The organism is Burkholderia sp. E168m23, assembly GCF_016586125.1.
In the GTDB taxonomy this organism is placed as follows: domain Bacteria; phylum Pseudomonadota; class Gammaproteobacteria; order Burkholderiales; family Burkholderiaceae; genus Burkholderia; species Burkholderia orbicola.
The window spans coordinates 1-15712 of the sequence record NZ_BCPP01000047.1 but is presented as its reverse complement, the minus strand read 5'-3'; the positions used below and the strand labels follow the sequence as shown (position 1 = coordinate 15712).

At 68.2% G+C, this 15712-nt stretch carries 11 protein-coding genes and 1 pseudogene; 5 read left to right on the top strand and 7 right to left on the bottom strand.

What is annotated here, in order from left to right:
- Positions 1 to 1296, bottom strand: a pseudogene (locus tag JMF90_RS04430) (heavy metal translocating P-type ATPase); the annotation flags it as partial.
- Positions 1297 to 1377: 81 nt separating this feature from the next.
- Between JMF90_RS04430 and cadR the strand changes: the two are divergent.
- Positions 1378 to 1809: a Cd(II)/Pb(II)-responsive transcriptional regulator gene (cadR, locus tag JMF90_RS04425; protein ID WP_201316672.1), complete on the top strand. Its 432-nt coding sequence runs from the start codon at positions 1378 to 1380 to the stop codon at positions 1807 to 1809.
- 68 nt (positions 1810 to 1877) lie between these two features.
- A complete protein-coding gene (locus tag JMF90_RS04420) occupies positions 1878 to 2450 on the top strand; it encodes a PadR family transcriptional regulator (protein ID WP_201316671.1) in 573 nt (190 codons plus the stop codon).
- A 45-nt stretch (positions 2451 to 2495) separates the two neighbouring features.
- Here the strand turns inward: JMF90_RS04420 and JMF90_RS04415 are convergent, their stop codons facing one another.
- From JMF90_RS04415 to JMF90_RS04400, 4 genes are all read right to left on the bottom strand, one after another.
- Positions 2496 to 3923 (bottom strand): FAD-binding oxidoreductase, encoded by a 1428-nt coding sequence (locus tag JMF90_RS04415; protein ID WP_201316670.1) that lies wholly within the window; start codon positions 3921 to 3923, stop codon positions 2496 to 2498.
- Between the two features lie 15 nt (positions 3924 to 3938).
- A complete protein-coding gene (locus JMF90_RS04410; RefSeq protein ID WP_006488477.1) occupies positions 3939 to 4727 on the bottom strand; it encodes an ABC transporter substrate-binding protein in 789 nt (262 codons plus the stop codon).
- A 48-nt stretch (positions 4728 to 4775) separates the two neighbouring features.
- Positions 4776 to 5930 carry a pyridoxal phosphate-dependent aminotransferase gene (locus JMF90_RS04405; RefSeq protein WP_201316669.1) on the bottom strand — a complete coding sequence of 385 codons (1155 nt, stop codon included), beginning with the start codon at positions 5928 to 5930 and terminating at the stop codon, positions 4776 to 4778.
- 206 nt (positions 5931 to 6136) lie between these two features.
- Entirely contained in the window at positions 6137 to 6805 is a 669-nt protein-coding gene (locus JMF90_RS04400) for a TetR/AcrR family transcriptional regulator (protein ID WP_011546789.1), read from the bottom strand.
- 131 nt (positions 6806 to 6936) lie between these two features.
- Between JMF90_RS04400 and JMF90_RS04395 the strand changes: the two genes are divergently transcribed.
- From JMF90_RS04395 to JMF90_RS04385, 3 genes are all read left to right on the top strand, one after another.
- Positions 6937 to 8589, top strand: coding sequence for an acyl-CoA dehydrogenase family protein (locus JMF90_RS04395; protein WP_054928214.1), 1653 nt, complete (start codon positions 6937 to 6939; stop codon positions 8587 to 8589).
- Positions 8590 to 8638: 49 nt separating this feature from the next.
- On the top strand, positions 8639 to 10147 hold the full coding sequence (locus JMF90_RS04390) for a class I adenylate-forming enzyme family protein (protein WP_054928213.1): 1509 nt from the start codon (positions 8639 to 8641) through the stop codon (positions 10145 to 10147).
- A gap of 156 nt (positions 10148 to 10303) precedes the next feature.
- Positions 10304 to 10777, top strand: a complete 474-nt coding sequence (locus JMF90_RS04385) for a hypothetical protein (protein ID WP_226292261.1) — start codon at positions 10304 to 10306, stop codon at positions 10775 to 10777.
- A 206-nt stretch (positions 10778 to 10983) separates the two neighbouring features.
- Here JMF90_RS04385 and JMF90_RS04380 read toward each other — a convergent pair whose 3' ends face one another.
- Together JMF90_RS04380 and putA are read right to left on the bottom strand one after the other, a co-directional pair.
- The gene (locus JMF90_RS04380) at positions 10984 to 12123 is read right to left on the bottom strand and encodes a branched-chain amino acid ABC transporter substrate-binding protein (protein ID WP_011546793.1); all 1140 of its coding nucleotides are present in this window, start codon (positions 12121 to 12123) and stop codon (positions 10984 to 10986) included.
- An 84-nt stretch (positions 12124 to 12207) separates the two neighbouring features.
- On the bottom strand, positions 12208 to 15712 hold a 3505-nt coding region (putA, locus tag JMF90_RS04375), incomplete at its 5' end, for a trifunctional transcriptional regulator/proline dehydrogenase/L-glutamate gamma-semialdehyde dehydrogenase (protein ID WP_201324969.1).

The following is a 15712-nucleotide window of genomic DNA, read 5'->3' as shown; positions in this document are numbered from 1 at the left end:
CGCCTTCGCGCCCTGCGCTTCCTCGACCGCGTGAATGATCCGCGCGAGCGTCGAGTTGGCCGCGACGGCCGTCACGCGGTAGTCGAACGAACCCGATTCGTTGATCGTGCCCGCGTACACCGCGTCGCCGCTCGCCTTTTCGACGGGCAGGCTCTCGCCGGTGATCGGCGCCTGGTTGACCGTCGAGCGGCCGGCGACGACTTCGCCGTCCAGCCCGATCCGCTCGCCCGGCTTCACGCGCACGACCGCGCCGAGCGCGACCTGCGCGGCCTCGATCGTGCGCCACGCGCCGTCGGCCTGCTGCACGGTCGCGGTATCCGGCGCGAGCTGCATCAGCCCCTGGATCGCATTGCGCGCGCGGTCGAGCGACTTCGCCTCGATCAGCTCGGCAATCGTGAACAGCACCATCACCATCGCGGCTTCCGGCCACTGACCGATCGCCATCGCGCCCGTCACCGCGATGCTCATCAGCGCGTTGATGTTCAGGTTGCCGTTGCGGATCGCGATCCAGCCCTTCTTGTACGTGGTCAACCCGCACGCGAGCACCGCGGCGAGCGCGAGCGCGGCCGACAGCCACACCGGCAGCCCGGCCCAGGTCGCACCTTCGGACGCGATCGCGGCGACGCCGGCGAGCGCCAGCGGCCACCACGGCTTCGCGGGCGGCGGCGCGATGGGCGCTCCCGGTGCATCGGCCGACGCGGCTTCCGGCGTCATCCCGAGCGAGCGGATCGCACTTTCGAGCGCCGGCTGCGCGCCGGGCACGTGCTCGACGGTCAGCATCCGCTGCATCAGGTTGAATTCGAGCGCCGACACTTCGCCCATCCCGCCGAGCTTCTTGCGGATCAGCGTTTCCTCGGTCGGGCAGTCCATCTGCATGATGCGGAACGCGGAGCGCACGTGGCCCGACGCGGTTGCCTGCGCGACCGGCAGCGGCGCGAGCGTCAGCGCTGCCGGCGCGCAGCAGTCGCCGGCCGCGTGGTCGTGGTCGTGGTCGTGGTCGTGGTCGTGGTCGTGGTCGTGACCGGCATGGTCATGCGCGGCGTGGTCGTGCGAACACGTTGCACCGTGCACATGCTGGTCGTCGCCCGCATGGCCGTGATCGTGGTCATGACCCGCCTCGCCGTGCGCGGCGTGATCGTGCCCGTGATCGTGGTCATGGCCGTGCGCGTGCTCGCCGGCCACCGACGCCGCGTCGGCAACGGTCGCCGTCTGCGTGTCGCGCGCATCGGCGCAGCACGCATCGGCGCCGCCGGCATGACGGTGTCGTGGGTCGTGGGGACGCTTGGCGTCGGTCATGACAACCTCCTTTGTGGCTTGACGGTGTAGAGTTAACACCCTGAAGCCACTACAAGGTCAACCCTTACACGGGAGAAAGGCATGAAGATTGGCGAACTGGCCAAAGCGGCCCGCTGCACGCCCGAGACGATCCGTTTCTACGAGAAAGAGGGTCTGATGCCGGATGCGGAGCGCACCGATTCGAACTACCGCAACTACACCGACGTGCACGTCGAGCGGCTGCGCTTCATCCGCAACTGCCGCGCGCTCGACATGGCGCACGACGAAATCCGCGCGCTGCTGCGGCTCACCGACACGCCGGCCGACCGCTGCGATTCGATCAATTCGCTGCTCGACGATCACATCGGACACGTCGACGCGCGCCTCGCGGAACTCACGCATCTGCGCGACCAGCTCACCGAATTGCGCCGCCAGTGCGTCGGCGAGCATTCGGTCGAGGATTGCGGCATCGTGCATGGCCTTGCGACGATGGAAACCGTCGCGCCGGCCACGAAGCGCTCGCACCTCGGCTGAAACCCTTGCCAAACAAGATAATCAGATTGAGAATAGTTATATTCTTACTAGATATAATTTAACTATTCATGTCTATGAGTCGCCCGTCTCCGCTCGCGCTGGCCGTCCTCGCGACGCTCACCGAAACGCCGATGCATCCGTACGGAATGCTGCAGCAACTGAAGGCCCGCGGCTACGACGAAGTCGTCAATGTGCGGCAGCGCACGAGCCTGTACCAGACGATCGATCGGCTGCTGCGCGACGGGCTGATCGCCGTGCACGACACCGAACGCGACGGCGCGTTTCCGGAGCGCACGGTGTATGCGCTGACGGAAGCCGGGCACACGGCCGGGCAGGCATGGCTGCATGCGCTGCTCGCGGAGCCCGCCCGTGAATTTCCGGCGTTCGGCGCCGGCCTCGCGTTCCTGCCGCTGCTCGATGCGGAAGATGCGCGTCACCAGCTCGAGCTGCGCATCGCGCGGCTCGACGCCGAACGCGAGCGGCTGGAAGCGCTGCGCGCCACCGCACAGGCCGAGCAGGTGCCGCGCCTGTTCCTGCTGCAGAACGAGCATGCGCTCGTGCTGCTCAATGCGGAGCTGAACTGGGCGCGCAGCGTCGTCGAACACCTGAAGATCGGCGCGCTGCGCTGGGTGGACGGCTGACGCGCGGCGCCGGCCGATGCCCGGCGGCAGCGGCCGTCGGCCGCATCAAAGTACCTTGCCGGGATTCAGGATGCCGCGCGGGTCCAGCGCGGCCTTCAGGCGCCGCATCAGCCCGATTTCCGCGGCGCTGCGCGTGTGCGCCAGATAAGGACGCTTGAGCACGCCGATCCCGTGCTCGGCCGACACCGAGCCGCCCATGTCGCGCACCACCGCATACACGCAGTGATCGAGCGCATCGGCATCCGCGTCGGTCATCGCGGCCAGCGACACGCCGATATGCACGTTGCCGTCGCCGACATGGCCGAAGAACAGGCACGTGAGCGCCGGCCAGCGCGCCCGCAACGCCGCCTCGCAGCGTTCGGCGAACGCGCCGAGTTCGCCCGTCGGCAGACTCACGTCGAAGTTGACGAGATGGGGCAGCGCATCGATCGCGAGACCTTCACGCAACGCCCACAAATCGCGCGCCTGCCGCTCGGAGGTCGCGAGTACCGCATCGTCGACGAGCCCGGCATCGAATCCCGCGGCCAGCCCCGTTTCGAGCGCCTGGTGCGCATCGCCGCCCGGCGCGCTCGTCGCGCATTCGATCAACACCACGAAACCGCCGTCGCCGACGAACGGCGCCGATACCCCGGGCGTATGCCGCGCGACGTAGTCGTAGAACGACGGCCACATCGCCTCGAAGCTGACGACTTCCGGCAGCGTGCGCACGCGATTCCACAGCGCGACCACCGCGTCGTAGTCGCGCACGCGGCAGAGCGCCGTGGCCGGCGCCGCGAGCAACGGATGCAGCCGCAGCACCGCGCGCGTGACGACGCCGAGCGTCCCTTCGCTGCCGATGAACAACTGCTTCAGGTCGTAGCCCGCGTTGTTCTTCAGCATCCGGTTCATCGACGACACGATCGTGCCGTCCGCGAGCACCGCCTCCAGCCCGAGCACCTGCTCGCGCATCATCCCGTAGCGGATCGCGCGCGTACCGCCCGCATTGGTCGCGAGCATGCCGCCGATCTGGCACGAGCCGCGCGCGCCTAGATCGACGCCGAACGTGAAGCCCGCCGCTTCGGCGGCTTCCTGCACCGTCTGCAGCGGCGTGCCCGCGCGCACGGTGATCGTGCCGGCCGCCGCGTCGAGCGTTTCGATGCCCGCGAAGCGCTCCATCGACAGCACGACCTCGCCGCCCAGCGCGACCGCCCCGCGCGCGAGCCCGGTCAGCCCGCCTTGCGGCACGACCGGCTGGCCGAGCCGCGAGCACAGCGCGAGCGTGCGCGACACGTCGTCGACGCTGCACGGGCGCACCAGCGCGCGCGGCCGCACGCCGGCCGGCTCGTTGTACGCGGTGAAGTAACGCGGATCGATATCGGCCGCGCGCGTGACGAGTGCGTCGCCCAGTTCGGCGGCGAGCACGGCATCGACGGCCTCGTCCGGCAGCGGCCTGCCGTCCGGTGCGCTGCCCGCGGTCCGGTTCGAGGTCGGCATCGTGCGCGGCCCCGCTTACTTCGTCGAGATGTCGATATCGCCGAAATACTTCAACCCGAGCGACTTCACCGTGCCGTCCGCCTTCAGCTTGTCGATCGCCGCGTCGAGCTTCGCCTTCAGCGCGTCGTCGCCCTTGCGCAGGCCGAACGCGATGCCGCTGCCGAGGATCTTGTCGTCGTGCACCGGCTGGCCGACGAACGAGAAGCCCTTGCCGTCCGGGCGCGACAGGAAGCCGCGCTGGCCCGACGGCGCGAGCACGAGCGTCGCGTCGAGGCGGCCCGCGACCAGATCCGCATACGCCTGGTTCTGGTCCTGGTACGCGACGATCGCGACGCCGGCCGGCTCCCAGTGCGCCTTCGCGAAGGTTTCCTGGATCGACGCCTGCAGCACGCCCACGCGCTTGCCCTTCAGCGATTCGGGCGTCGGCAGCAGCCCGCTGCCGGTGCGCGCGATCAGCTGGGTCGGCACGCGATAGATGATCGTGGTGAAGTCGATCGCCTGGCGCCGTTGCTCGGTCGCGTTCATCGCCGAGTTGATCGCGTCGAACTTGCGGCCCTTCAGCGCCGGAATCAGCCCGTCGAACGACGTCTCGACCCATTTGCACGACAGCTTCGCCGTCTGGCAGACGGCATTGCCGACGTCGATGTCGAAGCCCTGCAGGTCGCCGTTCGGCGCCTTCGATTCGAACGGCGGGTATTGCGCTTCGAGGCCGAAGCGCAGCGTCGGCGCATCGGCGAGCGCCGCGCCGGAGCCGATGGCGCACGCGAGTGCGAACGCGAGTTTCAAGGTAGCCGTGTGTTTCATCGTGATCTCCTGGGTCTGGTCGATGCGACGTCTCCGTCGCCGGTTGTCCTACAGCGAACGCAGCCGCCGCGCGCCTTCGACCAGCGTCGCGTCGTCCTTCGAAAAACTGAGCCGGATCACGCCGGCGTCGGTGCCCTCGGTATAGAACGCCGACAGCGGAATCGTCGCGACACGCGCATCGCGGATCAGGCGCAGCACGAAATCGCTGTCGCTTTCGTCCGAGAAGTGGCGAAAGCGCGCGAGCATGAAGAACGAGCCTTCGCTCGGCAGCAGCTCGAAACGCGAATCGGCCAGCTCGCGCGCGAGCAGGTCGCGCTTGGCCTGGTAGAACGCCGACAGGCCGAGATAGCTGTCCGGCCGCGCGAGGATCTCCGCGAACGCGACCTGCATTGGCGTGTCGGCCGAGAACACCATGAACTGGTGCACCTTGCGGATCTCGTCCATCAGTTCGGCCGGTGCGAGGCAATGGCCGACGCGCCAGCCGGTCACGTGGAACGACTTGCCGAACGACGACACGATCACGCTGCGCTCGGCCAGCTCGCGGTGGCGCGCGACGCTCTGGTGCTGCGCGCCGTCGAACACGACGTGCTCGTACACTTCGTCGGACAGCACCACGATGCCTGTGTCGCGCGTGAGCTGCGCGAGCCGCGCCAGATCGTCGGCGGAGAACACCGTCGCGGTCGGGTTGTGCGGCGTGTTGACGATGATCATCCGCGTGCGCGGCGTGATGGCCGCGGCCACCTCGTCCCAGTTCACGCGGAAATGCTCGGGCGACAGCTTGATGGCGACCGGCGTCGCGCCCTGCAACCGCACGATCGGCGCATAGCTGTCGAACGACGGCTCGAAATAGATCACCTCGTCGCCGGGATGCACGAGCGCGCTGATCGCCGCGTAAAGCCCTTCGCTCGCGCTCGCGATCACCGTGATCTCGGTCGCCGGGTCGTAGCGCGCGCCGTACAGCGCCTCGGTCTTCTCGGCGAGCCGCTCGCGCAGCGCGATCACGCCGGCCATCGGCGCGTACTGGTTGTGACCGTCGCGCATCGCGCGCGCGACGCCTTCGACGAGCGCCGGATCGGGCGCGAAATTCGGCGCGCCCTGCGACAGGTTCAGCGCGTCGTGTTGAGCAGCCAGTTGGCCGATCACCGTGAAGATCGTCGTCCCGACGTCGGGCAGTTTCGAACGGGGCGCGGTGGCGCTTCGCATGACTCCTCCTCCTGATGTCCTTCGGGCGGGCCGCGCCGTGCGCGGCCTGCATCTGCCGCATGATTTAGCCCGAGCCAATATCGGCGGACAATCGAAAGTTCGTCATGGCGGCCATGCATTTTTCTCATGGCTCGCCCGGAGAAGGGCCTGGCGGCAAGGCCGGCCTGCGCGCCTGATATGCGAATCAGGCATTTCCCCGAGGAAAGCTACGCGTCCGCCGCCGCGAGGTACGCGAGCAGCACGGCCCGCAGCTCACGGCGCTGCGCGGCGAAATCGAGCGCCGGCCCGAGCGTCAGCAGCGCCTGCGACAGGCCGCCATAGCAGATCGTGTGGGCCATCCGCGCGAGCCCGTCGAGCCTTGCGGCCGGCGGCGGGTCGGCCGCTTGGGCCAGCGCGTCGCGCCACAGCGCGACATAGGCGTCGTAATGCCGGCGATAGGCGGCGAGCGGCGACACCTGCCGCTCCAGTGCGAGCAGCGCGCCCCACAGCGCCGCGTCGGCGGCGATCGTATCGACCTGGAGGTCGACCAGCGCGACGGCGAGTTCGGCCCGCGGCGCACCGCGCAACCGCTGCACTGTGTCGCGCAGCCGGTCGGCCAGCGCCAGCACGCGGCGGTGGATGCAGAGCGCCGCGAGGCTCTGCTTGTCGCCGAAATACTCGTAGAAGGTGCCGATGCTGACGCCCGCGACGGCCGCGATCTCGCGGATCGTCGCCTTCGCGTAGCCGCGTTCGAGCAAAAGCTGAACGAACGCCTGTTGCAGCGCGTCGGAACTCGCCTGCGCACGCGACTGGCGCGGCCGGCGGCGCAACGCGGGCGCGGGTTGCGCCGCCGGTGAGCCGGGCGGCGCCGGAACCTGAACATGTCGCGGCGGCATATTTGCTACTCTGAATTCAGCAGGGAATACGTTTTACCGGAAGCCGGCATCCGCGGCAAAGCGCCCTCCGCGCGGCATGATGCCGGCTGACCGCGAAGCATGAGACCGGAGACAAACCGGAGACAACCGCGATGACCGACTCGACTCACGCCGTCACGAACCAGTTCGACGAACTCGTCGACTATAACCTCTTCGCGACGGATCTCGCGCTGCGCGACGCGCTCGCCCGGGCCGGCGCCGACTGGGCCGTGCCACAGCTCGACGCGTACGGCGCGCGGCTCGGCAGCGCCGACACCGCGCAACTCGCCGACGAAGCGAACCAGCACACGCCGGAACTGCACGCGTTCGACCGGCGCGGCCGGCGCATCGACCGCGTCGACTTCCATCCCGCCTGGCACACGCTGCTTGGCCAGTATCGTCACGAAGGCTTCGTGTCGCTCGCGTTCCGCGAGTCGCGCCGCGGCCGCTGGGCCGCGACGGCCGCCGGCTTCTACCTGCATGGCCAGATCGAGGCCGGCACGCTGTGCCCGGCCACGATGACGCAGGCCGCGATCCCCGTGCTTCAGAAGGAGCCCGCGCTGTGGGACCTGCTGCGCGACAAGCTCTACAGCGACGACTACGATCCGCGCGACGTGCCGGTCGCCGACAAGCGCGCGATCTGGTTCGGCATGGGCATGACCGAGAAACAGGGCGGCTCCGACGTGCGTGCGAACACGACGCTCGCCACGCCGGTCGGCGCGGGCGGGCGCGGCGGCGAATACCGGCTGCGCGGCCACAAGTGGTTCTTCTCCGCGCCGATGTGCGACGCGCACCTGGTCGTCGCGCGCACCGAGGCCGGCAGCCCGTCGTGCTTCTACGTGCCGCGCTGGCGGCCGGACGGCACGAAGAACGCGGTCGAGATCCAGCGGCTGAAGAACAAGGTCGGCAACCGCAGCAACTCGAGCAGCGAGATCGAGCTGAACGACGCGTGGGGCATCATGCTCGGCGACGAAGGCCGCGGCATTCCCACCATCATCGAGATGGCTACCTACACGCGGCTGAACTGCGTGCTCGGCAGTGCGGCGATGCTGCGCCAGGGCGTCGTGCAGGCGATCGCATACACGCGCCAGCGCCATGCGTTCGGCCGTGCGCTCGCCGAGCAGCCGCTGATGCGCACCGTGCTCGCCGATCTCGCGCTGGAGAGCGAAGCGGCGCTGTCGCTCGCGATGCGGCTCGCCGATGCGTTCGAACGCGACGACTCGCCGCGCGAACGCGCATGGAAACGGATCGTCACGCCCGCCGCGAAATTCTGGGTCTGCAAGCGCGCGGTCGAGCTGACCGGCGAGGTGATGGAAGTGTTCGGCGGCAACGGTTACGTCGACGACGGCCCGATCGCGCGCCTGTTCCGCGAGGCGCCCGTCAACTCGATCTGGGAAGGCTCGGGCAACGTGATGTGCCTCGACGTGCTGCGTGCCGTATCGCGCGAGCCCGACGCGGCCGCCGCGCTATTCGACGAACTGGCCGACCTCGGCGCGGGCGAACCGCGCATTCGTGCCGCGCTCGACGGATTGCGCGCGATGCTCGCCGCCCCGGCCGACACGCTCGAAGCGTCGGGCCGCGTGTTCGCGCAACGGCTCGCGGTCGTCGCGCAGGCGTGCCTGCTGCGCCGCGATGCGCCGGCGGTCGTCGCCGACGCGTTCGTCGCGACGCGGCTCGGCGCCTCCGACTGGGGCCGCATCGCGGGCGGCTTCGATCCGCACGCGATCGACGTCGCCGCGCTGCTGCAGCGCGCGTACCCGGCCTGACGCCGGCCCGTTCACCCAAATCGCATTCGTTCGCCCGCCCGGAGCCTCGATGAACCTCGTCGCCGCCCTCGACCGCGCCGCCCGTGCGACGCCCGACAAGCCGTTCCTCGTCAGCGAATCCGCGACGATCACGTATGCGGCCGCGCGCGAGCGTTCGCACCGCGCGGCGGCCGTGCTGAGCGCGCTCGGCGTCGCGGCCGGCGACCGTGTCGCCGCGATGTGCTTCAACACGCCGGCTTTCGTCGATCTGATGTTCGGCGCATGGCGGCTCGGCGCGGCGTTCGTGCCGATCAACCACAAGCTGCAGGCGCCGGAAGTCGACTACGTGCTCGAACACAGCGGCAGCACCGCGCTGCTGTTCGACGTGGCGCTCGCGCCGGTGGTCGAGCGGATCGTGCATCCGGCGCGGCGGCTCGTGACCGAGGGCGAACTCGACGGCGTGCCGAATTTCGACGCGATGTGCGCGACGATGGACGGCCTCCCGGGCATCGAGCCGGCCGACGACGACGTCGCGCAAATCCTCTACACGTCCGGCACGACCGGCCGCCCGAAGGGTTGCGTGCACAGTCATCGCACGGTGACGCTCGCGGCGATGCAGGCGGCGCTCGCGACGGGGATCGGCCGCAACGAGCGCACGCTGATGGCGATGCCGATCTGGCATTCGTCGCCGCTGAACAACTGGTTCGGCGGCACGCTGGTCGCGGGCGGCACCGTCGTGCTGCTGCGCGAATACCATCCGCTGCGCTTCCTGCAGACCGTCGAGCGCGAACGCGTGACGCTGTATTTCGGTGCGCCGGTGTCGTATACGCTGCCGCTCGACACGATCGACGGCTTCGCGGCATTCGACCTGTCGAGCGTGCGCGCGTGGCTGTACGGCGGCGGCCCGATCGGCGCCACGCAGGCCGAACGGCTCGCGCAAGCGTATCGCAGCCACGCGTTCTTCCAGGTGTACGGGATGACGGAAACCGGCCCGGCCGGCACGACGCTGTATCCGGACGAGCAGATCGCGAAGGCCGGCTCGATCGGCCGCCAGGGCGGCCCGGGCGTCGACCTGCGGGTCGTGCGGATGGACGGCGTCGATGCGCAGCCGGGCGAGACCGGCGAGATCTGGCTGAAGACCGATTGCATGATGCTCGGCTATCTCGACGACGCGGCCGCGACGCGCGCCGCGTTCGCGCCGGACGGCTGGTATCGCACCGGCGACATCGCGCGGATCGATCAGGACGGCTACCTGTTCATCGTCGACCGGCTGAAGGACATGATCGTCACCGGCGGCGAGAACGTCTATTCGAAGGAGGTGGAGGACGTGCTCGGCGCGCACCCGGACATCGCCGAGGCGGCCGTCGTCGGCGTGCCGCATCCGGACTGGGGCGAAACGGTCGTCGCACACGTCGTGCTGCGGGCGAACGCGGCGCGCGATGCGGATGCGCTGCGCACGTTCTGCGGCGAGCGACTCGCCGCGTACAAGATTCCGCGCGAGTTCACGTTCGCGCAGGCGTTGCCGCGCACGCCGACCGGTAAGTTGCAGAAGTTTCTGCTGCGGGTGCGGGGGGACTGAGTATCCGGGATTGAGTCAGCGCACGTGTAACTCGCGCACTCGTACCCTCCTTGAACAATAAATTACGGATAACGAATCATACTTGTCCGATTGATCAACGGTTCTTATCTGGAATAGCGTCTCGGGGCAGGACATTCCGTTTACCGAGACACGGCCGTGGTTGAGCAACGTCGACCAGCAATCAACAATGCCGACAGCATTGCAGGACACGTAATTTACATGCCTAAATTTATTGTTAGCCTATACCTGATCACATCTAGTCCGGTATTCGCATGCATCGCCAGCGAGAACTTCGACATCTACTTTTCGAGAGATAGCTCGCACATCTCGAACGCCGAAATCGTCCGCATTGCAAAATGGACAATCGACCAAAAACTCAATTACGCGAATCACCTGACCAAGGAAACAACGCTGATCAGCGGCCATGCCGAGGAAAGTGAACCGGAAGCACTGGCCCTTGCGCAATCAAGATTGCAAACCGCGTATGCGCTGTTGGAGCAACTCGGTTTTTTACGCGGCACCATCAAGAAGAGCGTCCGCGTCTATTCGCATGGCGACGTCGACAATGGGCGGCGTGTGGAAATTTCCTTCCTGCCCGATTGCCCTAACAAGTGCTGCGACGGCAAGTAACGTCATCCGGCCGCCATCACGGTGATGCGGTATCGACGTCCGCATGCGGCGCCCCTGTTGCACCACTGCCAGCAAGATTCCTATGTCCTGTCGGCCGTGTCCCACCAAAGAAAAAGCCACCGGACCCGTCGGTCCGGTGGCTTTTTACATGAGGCGCGGGGCGACGCGTTACACCGCCGCCCGCGCGTCACATCACATCATGCTGCTTACTTGCCGCCGATGCTCTTCAGCGGCTTCCAGTCGCCCTTCTCGACCTTGTACATCGTGATGCCGCCGTTCTTCAGGTCGCCCTTCGCGTCGTACGCGACGTGCGTCGACGTCACACCGGCCATGTCGGTCTTCGCGAGCACCGGCAGGTACTTCGCCGGATCGGTCGAATCGGCCTTCTTCATCGCGTTCAGCATCGCCATCGCGCCGTCGTACGCGTACGGCGAGTACGTCTGCACGTCTTCGCCGAAACGCTTCTTGTACTTGTCGGCGTAAGCCTTGCCGCCCGGCATTTCTTCCAGCGGCAGGCCGGCCAGCGATGCGATCGTGCCTTCGGCCGCGTTGCCCGCGATCTTCAGGAACGTCGGCGTCTTCACCATTTCGCCGCTCATCAGCGGGGCGGTGATGCCGAGCGTCTTCATCTGCTTGACCATCGGCGCTGCCTGCGAATCCGCGCCGCCGTAGTAGACGAGGTCCGGCTTCGCTGCCTTCAGCTTCGTGAGAATCGCCTTGAAGTCGACGGCCTTGTCGTTCGTGAATTCGCGGTCGACGATCGTCGCGCCGCCGGCCTTCGCGGCCTTCTCGAACTGGTCGGCGAGACCCTGGCCGTAGGCCGTGCGGTCGTCGACGATCGCGATCTTCTTCATGCCGAGATCCTTCGACGCGAACGTGCCGGCCACCGAGCCCTGCTGCGTGTCGGACGTCATCATGCGGAAGGTCGTCTTGTAACCCTGCTGCGTGTATTCCGGCGCCGTCGCCATCGCGATTTCCGGAATGCCCGCGTTCGCGTAGATGCGCGAAGCCGGAATCGTCGTGCCCGAGTTGAAGTGGCCGAGCATGCCCTTGATGCCGTCGTCGACCAGCTTCTGCGCAACCGTCGTACCCGTGCGCGGGTCAGCCTGGTCGTCCTGCGTGTCGAGCACGAACTTCACGGCCTTGCCGCCGATCTTCGGGTTCGTCGCGTTGAAGTCTTCCAGCGCGAGCACGATCCCGTTCTGCATATCCTTGCCGTAGTGCGCCTGCGCGCCCGTCATCGGCCCTGCGTAACCAATCTTCACGTCATCCGCATGAGCCGTCCCCGCCAGCGACATGACCGCGACGAACGTCGCGCCTGCCACCTTTTTCATCGTGTGTTGCATAGCATCTCCTTGGTACCAGGGTAAATGAAGCGGCTTCGGGATCGCCTGGCCGCTTCCTTTGTTTGATCCGAACGGCAAGGATGATCAGCCGATCGTCATCAAATTCGCATTGCCGCCCGCCGCGGCCGTATTCACGCTCACCGAGCGTTCCGTCAGCAGCCGCTCGAGCGCGTAGTCTTCCGCATCGCCGTTCTCGAACGCGCCCGCCGACACGCCCTGCACCGACACGATCGGGCCCGGCCGCTGCGCGACGTCCTTCACGAGCGTCTGCAGTTCGTCGCTGTCGCCTTCGAACAGCACCGCGTCGAACGGCGCGTCGGCCTGCTTGCGCACGGCCGCGTGCGCCTTCAGCGACGGCGGCAGCGCGGCGACCAGCGCCTCGCCCGCCGCGCCGGCGAACAACGCACGGTTGCCCGTCGCCAGCACCGCCGCGAACTGCGCACGCGCGCCGCCCGGCGTCGCCGCGACACACAGCACCGTGCCGCGCGGGCCGAGTGTATACGTGTTTCGCTCGCCCGTCGGGCCGCTCAGCACCGCGGTCGCGCCGGCCGGCACCTGCGCGAGGTAGCCGTCGCAACGCGCGGCCAGCGCCGGCTCGCGCTGCTCGATCAGCCAGTCGCGCAGCATCGTGAGCGCCGCCGCCGGGTTGCCGCGCGCATCGCTTTCGGTCGCGCCGTCCGCCACCAGCGACTGCGCGAGCGCGCGCGGCAGGCCCGACGGACGCGTCGCGAGCAGGCGCTGCAGGTACAGCGCGCCGCCGGCCTTCGGGCCCGTGCCCGACAGCCCTTCGCCGCCGAACGGCTGCACGCCGACCACCGCGCCGATCACGTTGCGGTTCACGTAGATGTTGCCCACGTGCGCATTCGAGATCACGTGCGCGATCGTCTCGTCGATCCGCGTGTGAATGCCGAGCGTCAGCCCGTAGCCGGTCGCGCGGATCTGCTCGAGCAGCTTGTCGAGCTGGCTGCGGCGGTAGCGCACCACGTGCAGCACGGGGCCGAACACTTCACGCTTCAGCTCGTCGATGCTGCCGATCTCGATCAGCGTCGGCGGCACGAACGTGCCGTGCGCGCACGCGTCGGGCATCGGCAGTTGCGTGACCGCGTGGCCCTTGTCCTTCATCGCCGCGACGTGCGTGTCGATCGTCTGCTTCGCCTCGGCGTCGATCACCGGGCCGACGTCGGTCGACAGCCGGTCCGGGTTGCCGAGCGCCAGCTCGTGCATCGCGCCCTTGAGCATCGTCAGCGTGCGGTCCGCGACGTCGTCCTGCAGACACAGAACGCGCAGCGCCGAACACCGTTGACCAGCCGAGTCGAACGACGACTGCATCACGTCCGCGACGACCTGCTCCGCGAGCGCCGACGAGTCGACGATCATCGCGTTCTGGCCGCCCGTTTCGGCGATCAGCGGAATCGGCTTGCCGTCCGGGTCGAGGCGCGCGGCAAGCGTCTTGTTGATCAGGCGCGCGACTTCGGTCGAGCCGGTGAACATCACCGCACGCGTGCGCGGATCGGCGACCAGCGCCGCGCCGACGGTCTCGCCGGTGCCCGGCAGCAGTTGCACCGCGCCGGCCGGCACGCCGGCCTCGCGCAAGAGGCGCACCGCTTGCGCGGCGATCAGCGGCGTCTGTTCGGCCGGCTTCGCGAGCACCGTGTTGCCGGCGGCGAGCGCCGCGGCCACCTGGCCCATGAAGATCGCGAGCGGGAAGTTCCACGGGCTGATACAGACCACGGGGCCGAGCGGGCGGTGCGTGTCGTTCGAGAATTCGCCGCGGATCTGCGCCGCGTAATAGCGCAGGAAGTCAACCGCTTCGCGGATTTCGGCGATCGCGTTCGGCAGCGACTTGCCGGCTTCGCGCACGATCAGGCCCATCAGCGTGTGCATCTGCGCTTCGAGGAGGTCAGCGGCGCGCACCAGGCAATCGGCGCGTGCGTCGACCGGCGTCGCCTGCCAGATCGGCGCGGCGGCCACCGCGTGCGCGAGCGCCGCGCTCACGTGCTCGGACGTCGCTTCGCTGACCGTGCCGACCACGTCGCGCTGGTCGGCCGGGTTACGCACGTCGCGCGCCGGGGCGTCGGCGAGCGCGTCGTCGGCGAGCATCGGCGCCGCGCGCCATGGATGGTGCGCACTCGCGAGCAGCGCGGACGACAGCGACGCGAGACGGTGTTCGTTCGACAGGTCGAGGCCCATCGAGTTGGGGCGCTCGTCGCCGTACAGGTTGCGCGGCAGCGGAATCTTCGCGTGCGGCGCGCCGAGCGGGACGACCTTCGACGCTTCGTCGACCGGATCGGCGACCAGATCCTTCACCGGCACGGTTTTATCCGCAATGCGGTTCACGAACGACGTGTTCGCGCCGTTTTCCAGCAAACGGCGCACGAGATACGCGAGCAGCGTCTCGTGCGTGCCGACCGGCGCGTACACGCGGCACGGACGATTCAGCTTGTCGCGGCCCGTGACTTCCTCGTACAGCGGCTCGCCCATCCCGTGCAGGCACTGGAATTCGTACTGGCCCGGGTAGTAGTTCTGGCCGGCCAGGTGATAGATCGCGGCCAGCGTGTGCGCGTTGTGCGTCGCGAATTGCGGGTAGACGGCGTCCGGCGCTCCGAGCAGCTTCTTCGCGCACGCGAGGTACGACACGTCGGTGTAGATCTTGCGCGTGTAGACCGGATAGCCTTCGAGGCCGTCGACCTGCGCCCGCTTGATCTCGCTGTCCCAGTACGCGCCCTTCACGAGGCGGATCATCAGGCGGTGACGGCTGCGGCGCGCGAGATCGATCAGGTAGTCGATCACGAATGGGCAGCGCTTCTGGTAGCCCTGCACGACGAAGCCGATGCCGTTCCAGCCCGCGAGCTCCGGATCGAAGCACAGGGCCTCGAGCAGGTCGAGCGACAGTTCGAGACGGTCGGCCTCTTCCGCGTCGATGTTCAGGCCGATGTCGTAGCGGCGCGCGAGCAGCGCGAGTGCGCGCACGCGCGGCAGCAGCTCGCTCATCGTGCGGTCCTGCTGCGAACGCGAGTAGCGCGCATGCAGCGCCGACAGCTTGATCGAGATGCCCGGGCCTTCGTAGATGCCGCGGCCGCCGGCCGCCTTGCCGATCGCGTGGATCGCCTGTTCGTACGACGCGTAGTAGCGCTGTGCGTCCTCTTCGGTCGTCGCCGCTTCGCCGAGCATGTCGTACGAGTAGCGGAAGCCGCGCGCTTCGTACTTGCGGCTGTTCGCGAGCGCTTCGGAAATCGTTTCGCCGGTGACGAACTGCTCGCCCATCAGGCGCATCGCCATGTCGACGCCCTTGCGGATCAGCGGCTCGCCGCCGCGGCCGATCAGGCGCGTGAGCGCCGACGACAGGCCCGCTTCGCTGTTGGTCGTCACGAGCTTGCCGGTGATCATCAGCCCCCAGGTCGCCGCGTTCACGAACAGCGACGGCGCGTGGCCGACGTGCGAGCGCCAGTCGCCCTTGCTGATCTTGTCGCGGATCAGCGCATCGCGCGTCGCGCGATCGGGAATGCGCAGCAGCGCTTCGGCGAGGCACATCAGCGCGACGCCTTCCTGGCTCGACAGCGAGAACTCGTGGATCAGCCCCTCGACGCCG

What these genes read in the sequence shown, in the direction of transcription:
- cadR (WP_201316672.1), top strand. Translation starts at nt 1,378, where the DNA reads ATGAAGATTGGCGAACTGGCCAAAGCGGCCCGCTGCACGCCCGAGACG.
- JMF90_RS04420 (WP_201316671.1), top strand. Translation starts at nt 1,878, where the DNA reads ATGTCTATGAGTCGCCCGTCTCCGCTCGCGCTGGCCGTCCTCGCGACG.
- JMF90_RS04415 (WP_201316670.1), bottom strand. Translation starts at nt 3,923, where the DNA reads ATGCCGACCTCGAACCGGACCGCGGGCAGCGCACCGGACGGCAGGCCG.
- JMF90_RS04410 (WP_006488477.1), bottom strand. Translation starts at nt 4,727, where the DNA reads ATGAAACACACGGCTACCTTGAAACTCGCGTTCGCACTCGCGTGCGCC.
- JMF90_RS04405 (WP_201316669.1), bottom strand. Translation starts at nt 5,930, where the DNA reads ATGCGAAGCGCCACCGCGCCCCGTTCGAAACTGCCCGACGTCGGGACG.
- JMF90_RS04400 (WP_011546789.1), bottom strand. Translation starts at nt 6,805, where the DNA reads ATGCCGCCGCGACATGTTCAGGTTCCGGCGCCGCCCGGCTCACCGGCG.
- JMF90_RS04395 (WP_054928214.1), top strand. Translation starts at nt 6,937, where the DNA reads ATGACCGACTCGACTCACGCCGTCACGAACCAGTTCGACGAACTCGTC.
- JMF90_RS04390 (WP_054928213.1), top strand. Translation starts at nt 8,639, where the DNA reads ATGAACCTCGTCGCCGCCCTCGACCGCGCCGCCCGTGCGACGCCCGAC.
- JMF90_RS04380 (WP_011546793.1), bottom strand. Translation starts at nt 12,123, where the DNA reads ATGCAACACACGATGAAAAAGGTGGCAGGCGCGACGTTCGTCGCGGTC.